Annotated in this window: 15 protein-coding genes; all 15 read left to right on the top strand. The window is 65.6% G+C overall.

Annotation, left to right across the window (positions count from 1 at the left end):
- Positions 1 to 5 precede the first annotated feature (5 nt).
- Positions 6 to 1,484, top strand: coding sequence for a nickel-dependent hydrogenase large subunit (locus DY926_RS01185; RefSeq protein ID WP_116701705.1), 1,479 nt, complete (start codon positions 6 to 8; stop codon positions 1,482 to 1,484).
- Positions 1,481 to 3,826: a carbamoyltransferase HypF gene (gene hypF, locus DY926_RS01180; protein WP_241502991.1), complete on the top strand. Its 2,346-nt coding sequence runs from the start codon at positions 1,481 to 1,483 to the stop codon at positions 3,824 to 3,826. The genes DY926_RS01185 and hypF overlap by 4 nt, the downstream gene beginning before the upstream one ends.
- Positions 3,827 to 3,981: 155 nt before the next feature.
- Positions 3,982 to 5,058 (top strand): hydrogenase small subunit, encoded by a 1,077-nt coding sequence (locus DY926_RS01175; RefSeq protein WP_116701704.1) that lies wholly within the window; start codon positions 3,982 to 3,984, stop codon positions 5,056 to 5,058.
- Positions 5,058 to 6,875 (top strand): nickel-dependent hydrogenase large subunit, encoded by a 1,818-nt coding sequence (locus DY926_RS01170; protein WP_116701703.1) that lies wholly within the window; start codon positions 5,058 to 5,060, stop codon positions 6,873 to 6,875. The genes DY926_RS01175 and DY926_RS01170 overlap by 1 nt, the downstream gene beginning before the upstream one ends.
- A gap of 105 nt (positions 6,876 to 6,980) precedes the next feature.
- On the top strand, positions 6,981 to 7,739 hold the full coding sequence (cybH, locus tag DY926_RS01165) for a Ni/Fe-hydrogenase, b-type cytochrome subunit (RefSeq protein WP_116701702.1): 759 nt from the start codon (positions 6,981 to 6,983) through the stop codon (positions 7,737 to 7,739).
- A 203-nt stretch (positions 7,740 to 7,942) separates the two neighbouring features.
- On the top strand, positions 7,943 to 8,587 hold the full coding sequence (locus DY926_RS01160; protein WP_116701701.1) for a HyaD/HybD family hydrogenase maturation endopeptidase: 645 nt from the start codon (positions 7,943 to 7,945) through the stop codon (positions 8,585 to 8,587).
- A 5-nt stretch (positions 8,588 to 8,592) separates the two neighbouring features.
- Positions 8,593 to 8,949, top strand: a complete 357-nt coding sequence (locus DY926_RS01155; protein ID WP_116701700.1) for a HypC/HybG/HupF family hydrogenase formation chaperone — start codon at positions 8,593 to 8,595, stop codon at positions 8,947 to 8,949.
- On the top strand, positions 8,949 to 9,368 hold the full coding sequence (locus DY926_RS01150) for a thioredoxin domain-containing protein (RefSeq protein ID WP_116701699.1): 420 nt from the start codon (positions 8,949 to 8,951) through the stop codon (positions 9,366 to 9,368). The genes DY926_RS01155 and DY926_RS01150 overlap by 1 nt, the downstream gene beginning before the upstream one ends.
- Complete coding sequence (locus DY926_RS01145; protein ID WP_116701698.1) at positions 9,365 to 10,246, top strand: hydrogenase expression/formation protein; 882 nt, start codon at positions 9,365 to 9,367, stop codon at positions 10,244 to 10,246. Before DY926_RS01150 ends, DY926_RS01145 begins: the two co-directional genes overlap by 4 nt.
- A complete protein-coding gene (gene hybE / locus DY926_RS01140) occupies positions 10,243 to 11,094 on the top strand; it encodes a [NiFe]-hydrogenase assembly chaperone HybE (RefSeq protein WP_116701697.1) in 852 nt (283 codons plus the stop codon). The genes DY926_RS01145 and hybE overlap by 4 nt, the downstream gene beginning before the upstream one ends.
- The gene (locus DY926_RS01135) at positions 11,091 to 12,095 is read left to right on the top strand and encodes a hypothetical protein (RefSeq protein WP_116701696.1); all 1,005 of its coding nucleotides are present in this window, start codon (positions 11,091 to 11,093) and stop codon (positions 12,093 to 12,095) included. Before hybE ends, DY926_RS01135 begins: the two co-directional genes overlap by 4 nt.
- A 3-nt stretch (positions 12,096 to 12,098) precedes the next feature.
- Complete coding sequence (hypA, locus tag DY926_RS01130; protein ID WP_116701695.1) at positions 12,099 to 12,440, top strand: hydrogenase maturation nickel metallochaperone HypA; 342 nt, start codon at positions 12,099 to 12,101, stop codon at positions 12,438 to 12,440.
- Positions 12,440 to 13,342 carry a hydrogenase nickel incorporation protein HypB gene (hypB, locus tag DY926_RS01125; RefSeq protein WP_116701694.1) on the top strand — a complete coding sequence of 301 codons (903 nt, stop codon included), beginning with the start codon at positions 12,440 to 12,442 and terminating at the stop codon, positions 13,340 to 13,342. Before hypA ends, hypB begins: the two co-directional genes overlap by 1 nt.
- Before the next feature lie 3 nt (positions 13,343 to 13,345).
- The gene (locus DY926_RS01120) at positions 13,346 to 14,827 is read left to right on the top strand and encodes a sigma-54-dependent transcriptional regulator (RefSeq protein ID WP_116701693.1); all 1,482 of its coding nucleotides are present in this window, start codon (positions 13,346 to 13,348) and stop codon (positions 14,825 to 14,827) included.
- Positions 14,828 to 14,846: 19 nt separating this feature from the next.
- Positions 14,847 to 15,122, top strand: coding sequence for a HypC/HybG/HupF family hydrogenase formation chaperone (locus DY926_RS01115; protein ID WP_456305930.1), 276 nt, complete (start codon positions 14,847 to 14,849; stop codon positions 15,120 to 15,122).
- Positions 15,123 to 15,128 lie beyond the last annotated feature (6 nt).

The raw sequence follows: 15,128 nt of genomic DNA, 5'->3' as shown, positions 1-15,128 counted from the left end.
CGGTCATGAAACAGGCGGAAGAAAGCACCCGGCTGGTTGTCGGCCCGTTCAACCGGGTCGAGGGGGATCTGGAGGTACGGCTGGATGTGGTGGAGGCGCGCGTGCGTGCAGCCTTTGTCAACGCAACGCTGTTTCGCGGCATCGAGCGGATACTTGAAGGACGCACCCCGATGGATGCGCTGGTCATCGCGCCGCGTATCTGCGGGATATGTTCGGTCTCGCAATCCCACGCGGCGGCGCTGGCGCTGGCGGGCCTTATGGGGGTTGAACCGGCGGCCAATGGGCGCGTGGCCACCAACCTGATTCTGGCCACCGAGAACCTGGCCGATCACCTGACCCATTTTCACCTGTTCTTCATGCCGGATTTTGCCCGCCCTGATTATGCGGCCTATCCATGGCATGATCACGTGGTCCGGCGTTTCGCCGCCCTGCGCGGCACGGCGGCGCGATCGATATTGCAAACCCGCGCGCTGCTGCTGCACATAATGGGTATTCTGGCCGGGCGCTGGCCGCATACGCTGGCCATCCAGCCCGGTGGTGTGTCGCGCGGGGTGGAGGCGCAGGAATGTATGCGCATGCTCACGGTCCTGTCCGGCGTGCGCGCGGCGCTGGAAGAGGGGCTGTTTGGCGCACCGCTGGAAGAAGTCGCGGCCCTGACGGACGTGGAAGACCTTGAACGCTGGCGTAGCACGGGGCCGGAGGGTGACCTGCGGCTGTTCCTGCGTATCGCGCATGATCTTGAACTGGCGCAATCAGGCCGCTCTTATGACCGTTTTCTCAGTTACGGCGCCTATCCGGGTGGGCTGTCAGCAGATGATGGCCAGCGTTTGTGGCCCGCCGGGGTGTTTGCGCAGGGCAGGGTAGGGGCGCTGGATATTGCCACCGTGGCCGAGGATCATGCCACGAGCTACATGACCGATCGCGCGCGGCCCAATGCTCCCTTTGATGGCTCGACAGTGCCTGACCTGAATAACCGGCAGGGATATAGCTGGTGCAAGGCCCCGCGCCTTTCCGGCCAGCCGTGTGAGACCGGCGCGCTGGCCCGCCAGCTGATGGCGGGGCACCCGCTCGCGCGCGCTATGGTGGCGCAGGGTGGGGGAAACGTCATGAGCCGCGTGGTTGCGCGGCTGGTGGAAAGCGCGCGACTGGTCATGACAATGGAGGGCTGGGTCAGGATGCTGGTTCCCGGCCAGCCATGGTGCAACGTGGCGGACGGGGTGCCCGATGGTCGCGCCATTGGCATGACCGAGGCCGCCCGTGGCGCGCTGGGGCATTGGGTGCAGGTGGAAAACGGGCGTATTGCCCGCTACCAGATCGTAGCGCCCACCACATGGAATTTCTCCCCGCGTGACGGCGCGGGAATACCGGGGCCGCTGGAACATGCGCTGGAGGGTGCGGTCGTGCGTGAGGGAGAACGTACGCCGCTATCCGTGCAGCATATCGTGCGTTCTTTCGATCCCTGCATGGCCTGCACGGTCCATTGACCGGGTTGCCTGCGCCGGTGGAGGAGGAAGCCGAACTGATCCGCGTAAGCGGCGTGGTGCAGGGGGTGGGCTTTCGCCCCTTCGTATGGCGTGTGGCCCATCGGCTGGGGCTGCGCGGCAGCGTGCGTAACCGGGGTGATGAGGTGGAAATCGTGGTGGCCGGGCCATCCGCCGCGCGCGCTGCCCTTGTGCGGGAAATCCGGCAGGGACCACCGCAGGCGGTCGTGCGGGATCTGGTGCGCGTGCCCGCCGCATTGCCGGAAGGGGCCGGGTTCGTCATTGCCGATAGCGCGCATGGAAACATCAGCACGGGCATCGCACCCGATCTGGCGACCTGCCCGGCCTGCCGTGCGGAAATCCGCACCCCTGGCGCACGGCGCGCGGGCTATGCCTTTACCAACTGCACGGATTGTGGGCCGCGTTTTTCCATCGTGACGGGCCTGCCCTATGACCGCCAGCATACGACCATGGCCGGGTTCAGCATGTGCGCGGCCTGTCGCGCGGAATATGACAACCCGGCCGACCGCCGTTTCCATGCTCAGCCCGTGGCCTGTCCTGCCTGCGGGCCACGCCTGCACTTTGTCATGCCGGGGGAGGGGAAGGCCGCAGACAGTCTGGATGCGGCGGTTGCGGTCCTGTCCCGAGGCGGGATTATCGCCCTTAAGGGAATTGGTGGCTATCACCTCGCCTGTCTGGCCACGTCTGATGATGCCGTGCGGACACTGCGCACCCGCAAGGCACGACCGGCAAAGCCGCTGGCGGTCATGATGGGCAGCGCCGCCATGGTCATGGATTTCTGTGTGCCAACAGTGGTGGAACTGGCGTTGCTGCGTGATCCTGCCGCCCCGGTGGTGCCGCTTGCCGTGCGTGCGCGGGAAGCGGGCAGGCCCGCCCTTTCCGCCGGGCTTGCGCCGGGTCTGGACCGGGTGGGGGTCATGCTGGCCTATACGCCCCTGCATGACCTGCTGCTGGAGCGTGTCGGCCTGCCGCTGGTCATGACCAGCGGTAACCGTTCGGGCTGCCCGCAGGTGATTGATGAGGCCAGCGCCTACACGGACCTGGCCGGTATTGCCGATGGCTGGCTGGTGCATGACCGCCTCATTGCCCGCAGGCTGGATGATAGTGTGATGGCTGTCTGCGCGGGTGCGGGCCGGGTCATCCGGCGCGGGCGCGGGCTGGCACCGGCATCGCTGCCCCTGCCGCCAGACATGGCGCATGCGCCCGCCGTCCTGGCGCTGGGGGCGGACCTGAAGGCCGCGTTCTGTCTGGCAGGGAACGGGCAGGCGCTGCTTTCCGCCCATATCGGCAACCTTGATGATCCGGGCGTGCAGGACGAATTCCGCGCGGCACTGGCCGATTACCGCAACCTGTTCGCGCATCATCCAGCCGTAATCGCGGTGGATGCCCATCCTGATTATCACAGCCACGCATTGGGCCGGCAACTGGCGCAGGAGGCTGGCCTGCCCCTGCTGCCGGTATGGCACCATCACGCCCATGTCGCGGCCTGCATGGTGGAACATGGGGTCGGGGTGACATCCGGCCCGGTCGTGGGGATTGCGCTGGACGGCGTGGGGCTGGGGCAGGACGGGACGGCATGGGGGGGTGAAATCCTGCTGTGTGATTACCGTGAGTGCCAGCGCGTGGGTGGCCTCGCACCCGTCGCGATGCCGGGCGGAGATGCCGCCAGCCGGGAGCCGTGGCGTATGCTGCTGGCGCATCTGGATGCAGCACTGGGGGTGGAGGGCACGGACGCTGCCCATCACCATGTCCCCATTGCCGCGCTGGACCAGCGCCCCGTTGCCGTCATGCGCGCCATGGTCCGCACCGGCATGAACGCACCGCGCGGCAGTTCCGCCGGACGACTGTTCGATGCCATGGCCGCACTGCTGGATGTCGCCCCCGCACGCCTGTCCTATGAAGGGGAGGCGGCCATGCGGCTGGAGGCACTGGCCCGGCAGGCTCCTGCGGGTGATGACGCATTGCCATTCGGCCTGCGTGATGAAGGGGGCATGGTGCGGATTGATCCCGCGCCCATGTGGCGCGCGGTCCTGCGGCTCAGGGCGGCGGTCACGCCAGCGGCCCATATCGCGGCGGCGTTCCATCGGGGGCTGGCCACTGCCTGCGCCGATGTGGCCCGGCAGGTCGCGCGGCGGCACGGGGTAGAGACCATCGCCCTGTCCGGTGGCGTCATGCACAACGCCATGCTGGTGGAGGCGCTGGAAATGCGGTTGCGCATGGTGGGCCTGCATGTGTTGCTGCCACGCCTTGCCCCGGCGGGTGATGGCGGGATTGCGCTGGGGCAGGCGGCCATTGCCGCCGTGCGGTATATGGAAAGCACCTGATCGGCCGGGTGGTCAGGCTTTTTCCACAAAGTTCCCGCCAGGCCAGACTTTTTTAGCGGCGCGATACGGCCGGGTTCACATGGTACGGTTCATGCTTCCTCAAGGTTGACGCGGGTCCCCTGCCGATCCGCAGCCGAGGAAGGAAGACGCCACACATGGCTGTGCTTGAAACTTTTTACGATGTGATGCGGCGACAGGGCATATCGCGCCGCTCCTTTGTCAAATACTGCTCGCTTACCGCCGCGGCACTGGGTCTGGGGCCGGAATTCGTGCCCCAGATTGCCGAGGCCATGGAAACCAAGCCCCGTACCCCGGTGCTGTGGCTGCATGGGCTGGAATGCACCTGCTGTTCGGAAAGTTTCATCCGTGCCGCGCATCCGCTGGTCAAGGACGTGATCCTGTCCATGATCTCGCTGGATTATGACGATACGCTCATGGCGTCCGCCGGGCATCAGGCCGAGGCCATCCTTGATGAAGTGATGGAAAAGTATCACGGCAACTACATCCTGGCGGTGGAGGGCAATCCCCCCCTGAACGAGGACGGGATGTACTGCATCATCGGTGGCAAGCCCTTCGTCGATCAGCTCAGGCGTGTGGCGTCGGGGGCGAAGGCCGTCATCTCGTGGGGGTCATGCGCATCCTATGGCTGTGTGCAGGCCGCGCGCCCCAACCCCACGCAGGCGACCCCGGTGCACAAGGTCATCCTGGACAAGCCGATCATCAAGGTGCCGGGCTGTCCTCCCATTGCAGAGGTGATGACGGGTGTCATCACCTACATGCAGACCTTCGACCGCCTGCCCGAGCTTGACCGGCAGGGACGACCCAAGATGTTCTATTCCCAGCGGATTCACGACAAATGCTACCGCCGCCCGCATTTTGATGCCGGTCAGTATGTCGAGGCCTTTGATGATGAAGGCGCGCGCAAGGGCTACTGCCTCTACAAGGTCGGCTGCAAGGGCCCCACGACCTACAACGCCTGCTCCACCGTGCGGTGGAATGATGGTGTCTCCTTTCCCATCCAGTCCGGCCATGGCTGCATCGGCTGCTCCGAGGACGGGTTCTGGGACAAGGGATCATGGTACGCCCGGCTTCAGGATGTCAGCGGCTTCGGGATCGAGGCGAGCGCAGACAAGGTGGGAATGGCCGCGGCGGGTGTCGTGGGTGCAGGGCTTGCGGCGCATGCCGCTGTCAGCGCGCTGACCCGCGCGCGTTACAAGGGGGATGACGTCTGATGACCATCCAGACAGCAAACGGTTTTTCTCTCGACAATACGGGGCGGCGCATCATCGTTGATCCGCTGACCCGGATCGAAGGGCACATGCGTTGCGAGGTGAATGTCGATGCCGACAACATCATCCGCAACGCCGTCTCCACCGGCACGATGTGGCGCGGGCTGGAGGTGATCCTGAAGGGGCGCGACCCGCGTGACGCCTGGGCGTTCGTGGAGCGTATCTGCGGGGTCTGCACCGGCTGCCACGCGCTGGCGTCCGTGCGTGCGGTGGAAGACGCGCTGGACATCCGTGTCCCGACCAACGCGTTCCTGATCCGCCAGATCATGGCGAAGATACTGGCCTGGCATGACCATGTCGTCCATTTCTACCACCTGCACGCGCTGGACTGGGTCAACCCGGTCAACGCGCTGAAGGCGGACCCGCGCGCGACATCGGCCCTGCAGCAGGCGGTCTCCCCCAACCACCCCAAATCCTCGCCCGGTTATTTCCGCGATGTGCAGAACCGGCTGAAGAAGTTTGTGGAAAGCGGGCAGCTCGGCATTTTCAAGAACGGCTACTGGGACAGCAAGGCCTACCTGCTGCCGCCCGAAGCCGACCTGATGGCGGTCACGCATTATCTGGAAGCCCTCGATTTCCAGAAGGAGATCGTGAAGGTCCATACCATTCTGGGCGGCAAGAACCCGCATCCCAACTACATGGTCGGTGGCGTGCCCTGCGCCATCAACATTGACGGGGACATGGCGGCGGGCGCCCCGCTGAACATGGAGCGGCTGAACTTCATCCAGCAGAAGATACAGGATGCGTTCACGTTCTCGCAGAATGTCTATGTACCTGACGTGCTGGCCGTGGCCAGTTACTACAAGGACTGGACCTATGGCGGTGGCCTGGCTGCCACCAACGTGATGGATTACGGTGATTTCCCCACCGTGCAGGGCGACAAGTCAACCGACCGCTTTCCCGGCGGGGCGATCATCGGCGGCAACTGGGACGAGATCCATCCCGTTGATGCGCGCGACCCGCAGCAGGTGCAGGAATTCGTCACCCATAGCTGGTACGATTACGGCAAGGGGCGCGAGGATATCGGGCTGCATCCGTGGGATGGGGTGACCGACCCGCATTTCGAACTGGGCGCGGGCGCTAAGGGCAGCCGCACCAACATTGTCGAAATTGATGAAAGTGCCCGCTATTCGTGGGTCAAGGCCCCGCGCTGGCGTGGCAATGCGTGCGAGGTGGGGCCACTGGCGCGCTACATCCTGGCGTATTCCAAGGGTGTTCCCTATGTGCGTGCGCAGGTTGATGACGCGCTTGGCCGCTTCAACTCGCTGGCGGGCACCAGCCTGACCCCACGGCAGGCGCTGCCCAGCACCATCGGGCGCACGCTCGCCCGCGCGCTGGAAGCCCATTACTGCGCCCAGCAGCTTCTGGATGACTATGACGCGCTGATCACCAACATCCGCAATGGCGACCTCGCCACGGCGAATGTCTCCAAATGGGACCCGTCCACCTGGCCGAAGGAAGCCAAGGGTGTGGGGCTGGTTGCCGCCCCCCGTGGCGGGCTGGGGCACTGGATACGTATCCGCGATGGCCGGATCGAGAATTACCAGTGCGTCGTGCCCAGCACATGGAACGGTGGCCCGCGCGATGCCAAGGGCAATATCGGTGCGTTCGAGGCATCGCTGCTGGGTACGCCGATGGTCAACCCGGAGCAGCCGGTGGAAATCCTGCGCACATTGCATTCCTTCGATCCCTGCATGGCCTGCGCAACCCACGTGATGGCGCCTGATGGCGAGGAACTTGCCCGCGTCACGGTCCGCTAACGCGCTTTCCCACCGGGTGAATGGACCCGGTGGGAAGGGCATGCCCGCACAATAAGGGGGCAGGGGCCGGAACAGGTATCCGGCCCCGCCTGAGGGGAGGAAGAAATGAGCGCATCCGACCGTCTGCTGACGGACGCGGAACTGAAGGGCACCAATCTGGAGGGGCTGCACGCCCGTCCGTTGCGTGCGCGCAGGCTGCTGACAGTCTATGTTTACGAAGCACCCGTGCGGCTGTGGCACTGGGTTACCGCCGCATCCATCGTGGTGCTGGCCGTAACGGGGTACCTGATCGGCTCACCACCGCCCAGCCTGTCCGGTGAGGCCAGCAGCCATTACCAGATGGGCTGGATACGCTACCTGCATTTCGCGGCGGCGTGGATATTCTCGGTCGGCTTTGTCGGGCGGGTGATCTGGGCCTTCATGGGCAATATCTATTCCCGGGAGATCTTTTTCCTGCCGCTATGGAAAAAGGAGTACTGGAAAGACCTGCTGGATGAGATGCTGGTTTACGCCTTTATCAAGAAACAGGCGAAAACCGTGGTCGGCCATAACGCGCTGGCGCGTACGGCCCTGTTCTTCTGCTTTACGCTGACGGGGCTGTTCATGATCGTGACCGGTTTCGCGCTCTATTCGGATGGAACCGGCATTGATAGCTGGGAAGGCCGTGTATTCGGCTGGATCATGCCGTGGCAGGGTGGTGACCTGTCCACCCATTTCCTGCACCACTGGGGCATGTGGGTGATCGTGCTGTTCGTGATGATCCATGTCTATACGGTCTCGCGTGAGGATATCATGTCCCGGCAGACGCTGATTTCGGCCATGACGAATGGTTACCGTAATTTCCGCGATGACCGGCCGGACTGAACACGAAACTTCCACTATCCGTAAAACCGAAAAGCTGCCTTCCATAAAACCTGTCGCCATGGATACCGTGGCGGCAGGTTTTTTGTTTCCGGGCGGTTAGCGCCTGATCACCCCGAGCAGATGGTACGGTTCTTGCTTCAATAAGGAGTCAACAGGGCGCGCAACGCGCAGGCCAGGGTTGTGGAACGGAGGCGACAGGCTGGATGACGATTGATCAGCAGGAAGGCGGGACAGTCGGCAGGGTGCTGGTTCTCGGTATCGGGAACATCCTGTGGGCGGATGAGGGGTTCGGTGTGCGCACGGTGGAATATCTGGCCGCGCGGTATGAATTTCCCGCACCCGTCGAGTTGATGGATGGCGGCACGCAGGGCCTGTACCTGCTGCCCCATCTGGAGGATCTGGCCGGTCTGGTCATTGTCGATGCGCTTGATTTCGGCCTGCCCCCCGCCACCGTGCACGAGGTGCATGGCGCGGACGTGCCCGCCACGATCGGCGCGCGCAAGATGAGCCTGCACCAGACCGGATTTCAGGAAGTGCTGGCGCTGCTGGACCTGCGCGGCCACGCGCCACGCCGGGTCTCGCTGGTGGGCGTGCAGCCCGTCACGATGAAGGATTATGGCGGCGGCCTGACGCCGGAGGTCGCAGCCCGGGTGGAGCCGGTCGCCCGGGCCGTGCTGGACCTGCTGGCACGTGACTATGGCGTGGTTGCCCGTGCCCGCCCCGCGCCGGGCGGGGAGACGCTGGTGACCCCGGCGGTGGCACGGACCCCGTATGAAACCGGCCGCCCGGATGCGGCCGTGGCATGTCGCTACGGTGATGAGCGCGTGCTCGCCCGGATGGAGGGCTAGGAACCATGTGCGTGGGAATTCCAATGACAGTCCAGAGCGTGTGCGATGGGTATGGCCTGTGCATCGCAACCCTTCCCGGCGCACCGCCACGGGAGGAACGGGTGGACATGGCCCTGCTGCCCGAGGCTGGCCCCGGCGATCAGGTGCTGGTGTTCATGGGGCTGGCGCGCACGCGGCTGGAAGCAGGCGAGGCCGCGCGGATTGCCGCAGCCCTTGGCGCACTGGCCGCGCTGTCCCGCCCCGATGGCGCGCAGGCGGTATCGGACGTGGTGGCGCGCGGCTTTGCCGATCTGTGCGCCGGGCCGCCCCGGCTTCCCCCACATCTGGAAGCCGCGCGGGCGGCCGGGCTGGAGGAGGCGTGATGATGGCATCCGTTCAGGACACTCCCCTTGTCCGCGCCCTGTCGGAACGGCATGGCATGCCGGTGCTCGATACGCCCGCCGCCGCAGCCCTGGGGCTGGTGGTGGTCTTTGTGCCCGGCCACGCCCGCCCGCATCTGGAAACCCCCGATATCGCGGCGGTCCTGCCTGACCTGCTGCGGGCCGCACAGACATTGCTGCCATCCGGCACGCCGCTGCGTGGCGCGGTGGCGGATGCGGCGATGGAGGCGGAACTGTGCGCGCGCATCGACGGGCTGAACCTGCCCGCCCTTGTCCTGCTGCATGATGGCGTGCCGGTGGGCATGATCCCGCGCATGCGCGACTGGGATGAATATGGCCGCCTGTTCCGTGGCCTCCTGTCCCCTTATTCCAATGCTGGCCAGAAAGATGTTTCGGCATGACCGCTTCCTTCGCCTATCCACCCGTGGGTTTTGGCCCCGGCTCCATGCCCCCGGAAAATGAGGAGGGGCTTCAGTACCTCGCCATGCCCTCCGGCGTGCATGTGTACGCCGCCCATACGCCCGAGATTGATGACCCGGCCCGCGTGCAGCCTGCCATCGGGCTGCTGGAACAGGTGCGGGATGTGGCGCGGGCATGGACGCCCGGCCATTCCACCATCATCAAGCGCACCGGGCTGGATGCGGCCAGCCAGGCCGTGTTTGACGATGCGCTGGGGGAGGGAGAGGTCTCCATAGTGCTGGAAGACGCCGCCGGCCGGATCGCGGTGCAGGAAAGTGTCTTTGCCGGGGTATGGTCCATGCGCGCCCGCACGCGCGCTGTGGGCGATGACGGAGAGGTGCGTGAACAGGTGGAAATCGCGGCCTTTCCCCGTGTCATCCTCTCCCGCGCCTTTCCCGCGCACGGGCCGGAGATCGACATGGCCGACCACATCACGCCCGGCGTGGTCAATGCCCCGGCGGTGCTGACGGAACTGCTTGACCACGCGGCGCGGTGGCGGCCCGGTGCGCGGGCGCATGTGGTCAACCTGAGCCTGCTGCCCCACACGCCCGAAGATCTGGACCTGATTGCCCGGGTGCTGGGGCGGGGCCATGCCACCATTCTCTCGCGCGGGTATGGCAACTGCCGTATCGAGGCCACCGGCACGCCCCATGTCTGGCGCGTGCGCTATTACAACTCGATGGACACGCTCATCCTCGACACCATCGAGGTTACCGACGTGCCGGAGGTGGCCTGCGCCGCACGGGAGGATATTGCCGATTCCGCAACCCGCCTGGCTGAAATCTGCGCGGCCCTGAGCGCGGTGGAACCTGCGGCATGACTGATGTCTTCCACGGGTTTGAAGGCTCCTATATGGGCAATGCGGATCGTCTGCGGCCGGATTCCGTCATGGAGTGCAAGATCTGCTGGTCGGTCTATGACCCGGCGCAGGGGTGCGAGACATGGCAGGTCCCGCCCGGCACCCCGTTCTCGGCCCTGCCGGAGCACTGGCGCTGCCCCACATGCGACGGCGCGCGCGAACAGTTCATGGTTGTGCCCGGTGCCACGGCTGCCGAAGCGCCCACGCTGCCCGCAGACCCGCCGCCAGTCTCCCCGGCGGAGGATGTGGAGGTTCTCCCCGAAAACCATGAGGCGGCCCTGCTGGCCCGGCAAATGGAGGATGCATTTCGGGAAATCCATCGTGGGCAGATGCGCGGCATCCCCCTGCTGAACGAGGCGCTGGGGGTACGTGCGGTGGGTTTCCGCCCGTATGAGGGGCATTTTCTGGGAATCCTGATTACGCCATGGTTCATGAACCTGATCCTTGCCCCCGGTGTGGCGGAGGACTGGTCGGATCTGGTGTCGGGCGGCAAGGAACTGATCGAATTCCCTTCGGGCCGCTACGAGTTCACGCTCGTCAACCGTGCATCAAAGGCGGAGGTGGCGGAATTGCCGCCTTACAAGGCCTGCTCGCTCTTTTCCCCGGTGTTTGAATTCACCACCATGCTCCAGGCGATTGAGACCGCGCAGGCAGCGCTGAAGGCCCTGCTCGACCCGAGCGTGAACCCTGACCATAAGCCCGAGGCCGCCCCCCCGGCACCCGAGCCGGTTGCGGCCAGGCCCACCATGCCAAGCCGCCGGGGGCTTCTGTTCGGGGCGGCAAGAAGCGGGAGCCGTATCGGGGCATGATCGGTAGCCTGACCCTTTCCGGCGGTGAAAACGGCAGGCCGTGGCGGCTTGCCTGCGGGGCGGTGGTGGATGCGGGCCAGCTTTGCGTGGGGCTGACCCCGCACGAAGCCGTGGCGCGCGTCTCCAGCCTGTTCAGCCTGTGCGGCACGGCGCATGCCATCGCGGCCACCCGTGCGCTGGGCCTGACGGAAATGGATGCTGCATGCCATGATGGGGTGCGGCTTGAAATCATGCGTGACCATGCCCTTGCCCTGCTGCTGGAATGGCCGCGCTGGCTGGGCCTGCCGCCTGCGCGTGACCTACTGGCGCGGCTCATGCACCTGAAAGCCCACGACCCCGCAGCCTGTGCCGGGCTGCGGCGGGAACTGACCGGAACATCTGCCGATATTGCGGGCTTCGACCTGCCGGGCCTTGGGCAATGGCTGGAAAGCGCGCGGGAGCCACATGCCCCGGTTCTTGTTACGGTTCTGGCATGGCTGCGTGAAAGGCTATGCGCCGACTGGGGGCGCGTGTCGCTCCCGCCGCTGCAGGCCGGGGATATCGAGGCCGCGTTTGGCGCGGGGCACGACGCGCCCCCGACACCCCGTGATGCGGGAATACTGCCTGACCATATGGACACCCCCGTCATCCGCGCCCTGATCGGGGCGGAAGGGGGCTCGCTTTTTGTGCGGCTCATGGCGCGGGTTGTGGACCTGCTGGCGTATCTTCATCCCACGTCGCAGGCCCTGTTTTCACGTGCGGCCGCGCTGTCTCCGCACCTGCCCGGCATCGGGGTGGCCCGCGCCGCACGGGGCATCGTGACGCACCGGGCGGTGGTGCGGCAGGGCCGGGTGACGCAATACGCCATCCTTTCCCCCACATTCTGGCATGTCGCACCGGGCGGGCTGCTGCCACGCATTGCGGCGGGCCTGCCGGTTGACGGGCCTCGCCGCCCATGGCTTGCGCGCCTTATGCTAAGCTGCGTCAATCCGTGCGTGCCCGTCACGGTCGAGGAGGGTTAGGCCATGCATGAGATGTCGCTGTGTGAAAGCCTGATCGACGTGATCGAGGAGTCCGGGCAGCGGGAAAATTTTTCCCGCGTGCGGCGTGTCCGTGTTGAAATCGGTCGTTTCGCCGGGGTCGAGGTCGAGGCCCTGCGCTTCGGGTTCGATGTCGTGGCGCGCGGCACCGTGGTGGAAGGGGCGGCGCTGGAACTGCACGAGGCACCGGGCCGCGCATGGTGCTTCGACTGCGGGACGGATGTGGAACTGTTGCAGCGGCTGGACCCGTGCCCGCATTGTGGCGGCACGCGGCTCCAGCCAACAGGTGGGACGGAAATCAGGATCATGGATCTGGAGGTAATCTGATGTGCACGGTATGCGGCTGCAATGGTGATGAAGCACGGATCGAGGCCGGACACGCCCATGGCCATGCGCATGAGCACGGCCATGACCACACACCGGGTGAAGGCCATGCCCATGAAGGCCACGCCCATGACGGCGATGTGCTGGATTATGGCACCGGCCCCGCCCGCGCGCATGCGCCCGGCCTGTCACAGGCCCGCATGGTCGAGATCGAACGCGGCATCCTGTCAAAAAACGATGGGTTCGCGGCCACGAACCGGGCGCGGCTGAAACAGGCGGGCGTGCTGGCGCTCAACATGCTGGCCGGTCCCGGCGCGGGCAAGACCACGCTGCTGGTGGAAACATTGCGCCGTCTCGGCCAGAAGTTTCCCGCCGCCGTGATCGAGGGCGACCAGCAGACCAGCAATGATGCCGAGCGTATCCGCGCCACGGGTGCGCCCGCCATACAGGTCAATACCGGAAAGGGCTGCCATCTGGACGCCCACATGGTCGGCCATGCCATGGCGCACCTGCCGCTTGTGGCAGGGGGGATTCTGTTCATTGAAAATGTGGGCAATCTGGTCTGTCCCGCCGCTTTCGATCTGGGTGAACACCGGCGCGTGACCCTGCTGTCCGTGACGGAAGGGGAAGACAAACCGCTCAAATACCCTGATATCTTCCAGGATGCCGATCTGGTCGTCCTGACCAAGACCGACCTGCTGCCCCATCTGGATGTTGATACCGCCATGCTGGAGGCCAACGTGGCGCGTGTCGCCCCCAAGGCGCGGATACTGCATGTCTCGACCCGGTCCGGCGCGGGGATGGATGAATGGACCGACTGGCTGCGCGGTCAGCGCAGCGCCCTGCTGGCGGATCTTGCGGCTGAGGCGGAAGCGCATGCTGCCACCCTGCGCGCGGCGGAGTAGGCGGTGAGCGTGACCCTGCCGTCTGTTCTTGTTGTTGATGACGAACCCCGCTCGGTCGAGGTCATGGCCCGCGTGCTGCGTGAGGAATTTGACGTGCACGTGGCGGCCAGCCCGGCGGAGGCGACGGAGGTGCTGGAGAACCACTGGATACAGGCGGTTTTCTGTGACCAGCGCATGCCGGGCACGACCGGGGTGGAGTTCCTGACCGCAGTACGTAACCGCTGGCCCGATATCGTGCGGATCATCGTTACCGGATATACCGACCCGGAGGACATGATCGAGGCGATCAACGCCGCCGGGATCTACCAGTACATCACCAAGCCATGGCACCCCGACCAGTTGCTGCTGGCCGCGCGCAACGCGACGCAGCTTTTCGCCATGCAGCGGGATTATGAACGCCTCTCGCTGGAACTGAAGCTGGCCCCCCCGGTGGCCGAGGGCAGGCTGCTGCGCCAGCGTGAGCGGGTGCAGGGCAGCTATCACTTCAGTTCGATCATCCGCACGCCCGAAAGCGCCCTGAACGAAACCTGCCGACAGGCCGCAAAGGTTGCGGTCTTTAACATTCCCGTCCTGATCCAGGGGGAGACCGGCACCGGCAAGGAACTCATGGCGCGTGCCATGCATTACGCCGGGCCACGGGCGGATGGCCCGTTCGTGGCGGTGAACTGTGGCGCAATCCCCGATGAACTGCTGGAATCCGAACTGTTCGGCCACAAGAAGGGCGCGTTTACCGGGGCCTACGCCAACCGCCGCGGGCTGGTTGAGGAAGCGGATGGCGGCACCCTGCTGCTTGATGAAATCGGTGATATTTCGCCCGCCTTTCAGGTCAAGCTGCTGCGCTTCCTGCAGGAAGGGGAATTCCGCGCGCTGGGTGCCAACGAGACCCGGCGGGCGGATGTGCGCGTGCTCGCGGCCACCCATCGCGACCTGAAGGCGGAGGTCCGCGCCGGGCGCTTCCGCGAGGACCTGTATTTCCGGCTGGCCGCCATGGTGCTGACCATCCCGCCACTGCGCGAACGGCCCGGTGATGTGCGCGTGCTGGCCAACCACCTGCTGGATGACGCCTGCCTGCGCCATGGGCGGCATGTGCGCGGTTTCGCGGCCGAGACGACGGCGGCGCTGGTGCAGTACGGCTGGCCGGGAAACGTGCGTGAACTGCAGAACGAGGTGCTGCGCATGCTCGTGCTGGCGGAGCATGAAATCCTCGGGCCGGAACTGCTGTCCCCCGCCGTCAGGAACCCGGCGGGCGAGGGGACGGCCTGCCCGCGCACCGCCATGGATGATGCGGATGACATCCCCGCCAGCGGCCCGCTCCAGCAGCGCATGGACATGCTGGAGGCCAGGATACTCATGGAAACGATCGTGCGCTGCGGCTGGAACAAGAGCCGCACGGCGCGTGAACTCGGGTTGTCGCGCGTGGGGCTGCGCGCGAAGCTGGATCGGTACGGCATTGTGCCGGATGCCGAAAAACAGACGATACAGTAGGAGCAAGCCGGATATGTGCTTGGGAATTCCGGGCCGGATAACGGCCATTCTCGACGAGGCGGGCATGACGGCGGAAGTCGATATTTCCGGTGTGCGCCGTGTGGTGGATGTTGTCTGCGTGGCGCATGCGGACGAACCGCTTTCCGATCTGGTCGGGCGGTGGGTGCTGGTGCATGTCGGTTTCGCCATGAGCCGGATAGACGAAGCCGAGGCCCATGAGACGCTGCGCCTGCTGGGGCAGATTGGCGAACTGGATGGTGAACTGGCCGCCATGCGCGGCATCGAGGCCGCCTGAGGCGCA

Source organism: Komagataeibacter melaceti, from assembly GCF_003403295.1.
Taxonomy (GTDB): domain Bacteria; phylum Pseudomonadota; class Alphaproteobacteria; order Acetobacterales; family Acetobacteraceae; genus Komagataeibacter; species Komagataeibacter melaceti.
This window is presented reverse-complemented; position numbering and strand designations above follow the sequence as displayed.

Bases quoted from the DNA above. Each gene is read 5' to 3' on its own strand.
- DY926_RS01175 (WP_116701704.1), top strand. From the start codon at position 3,982: ATGGCTGTGCTTGAAACTTTTTACGATGTGATGCGGCGACAGGGCATA.
- DY926_RS01185 (WP_116701705.1), top strand. From the start codon at position 6: ATGAAACAGGCGGAAGAAAGCACCCGGCTGGTTGTCGGCCCGTTCAAC.
- DY926_RS01150 (WP_116701699.1), top strand. From the start codon at position 8,949: ATGATGGCATCCGTTCAGGACACTCCCCTTGTCCGCGCCCTGTCGGAA.
- DY926_RS01135 (WP_116701696.1), top strand. From the start codon at position 11,091: ATGATCGGTAGCCTGACCCTTTCCGGCGGTGAAAACGGCAGGCCGTGG.
- hypA (WP_116701695.1), top strand. From the start codon at position 12,099: ATGCATGAGATGTCGCTGTGTGAAAGCCTGATCGACGTGATCGAGGAG.
- DY926_RS01155 (WP_116701700.1), top strand. From the start codon at position 8,593: ATGTGCGTGGGAATTCCAATGACAGTCCAGAGCGTGTGCGATGGGTAT.
- DY926_RS01145 (WP_116701698.1), top strand. From the start codon at position 9,365: ATGACCGCTTCCTTCGCCTATCCACCCGTGGGTTTTGGCCCCGGCTCC.
- DY926_RS01170 (WP_116701703.1), top strand. From the start codon at position 5,058: ATGACCATCCAGACAGCAAACGGTTTTTCTCTCGACAATACGGGGCGG.
- cybH (WP_116701702.1), top strand. From the start codon at position 6,981: ATGAGCGCATCCGACCGTCTGCTGACGGACGCGGAACTGAAGGGCACC.
- hybE (WP_116701697.1), top strand. From the start codon at position 10,243: ATGACTGATGTCTTCCACGGGTTTGAAGGCTCCTATATGGGCAATGCG.
- hypB (WP_116701694.1), top strand. From the start codon at position 12,440: ATGTGCACGGTATGCGGCTGCAATGGTGATGAAGCACGGATCGAGGCC.
- DY926_RS01160 (WP_116701701.1), top strand. From the start codon at position 7,943: ATGACGATTGATCAGCAGGAAGGCGGGACAGTCGGCAGGGTGCTGGTT.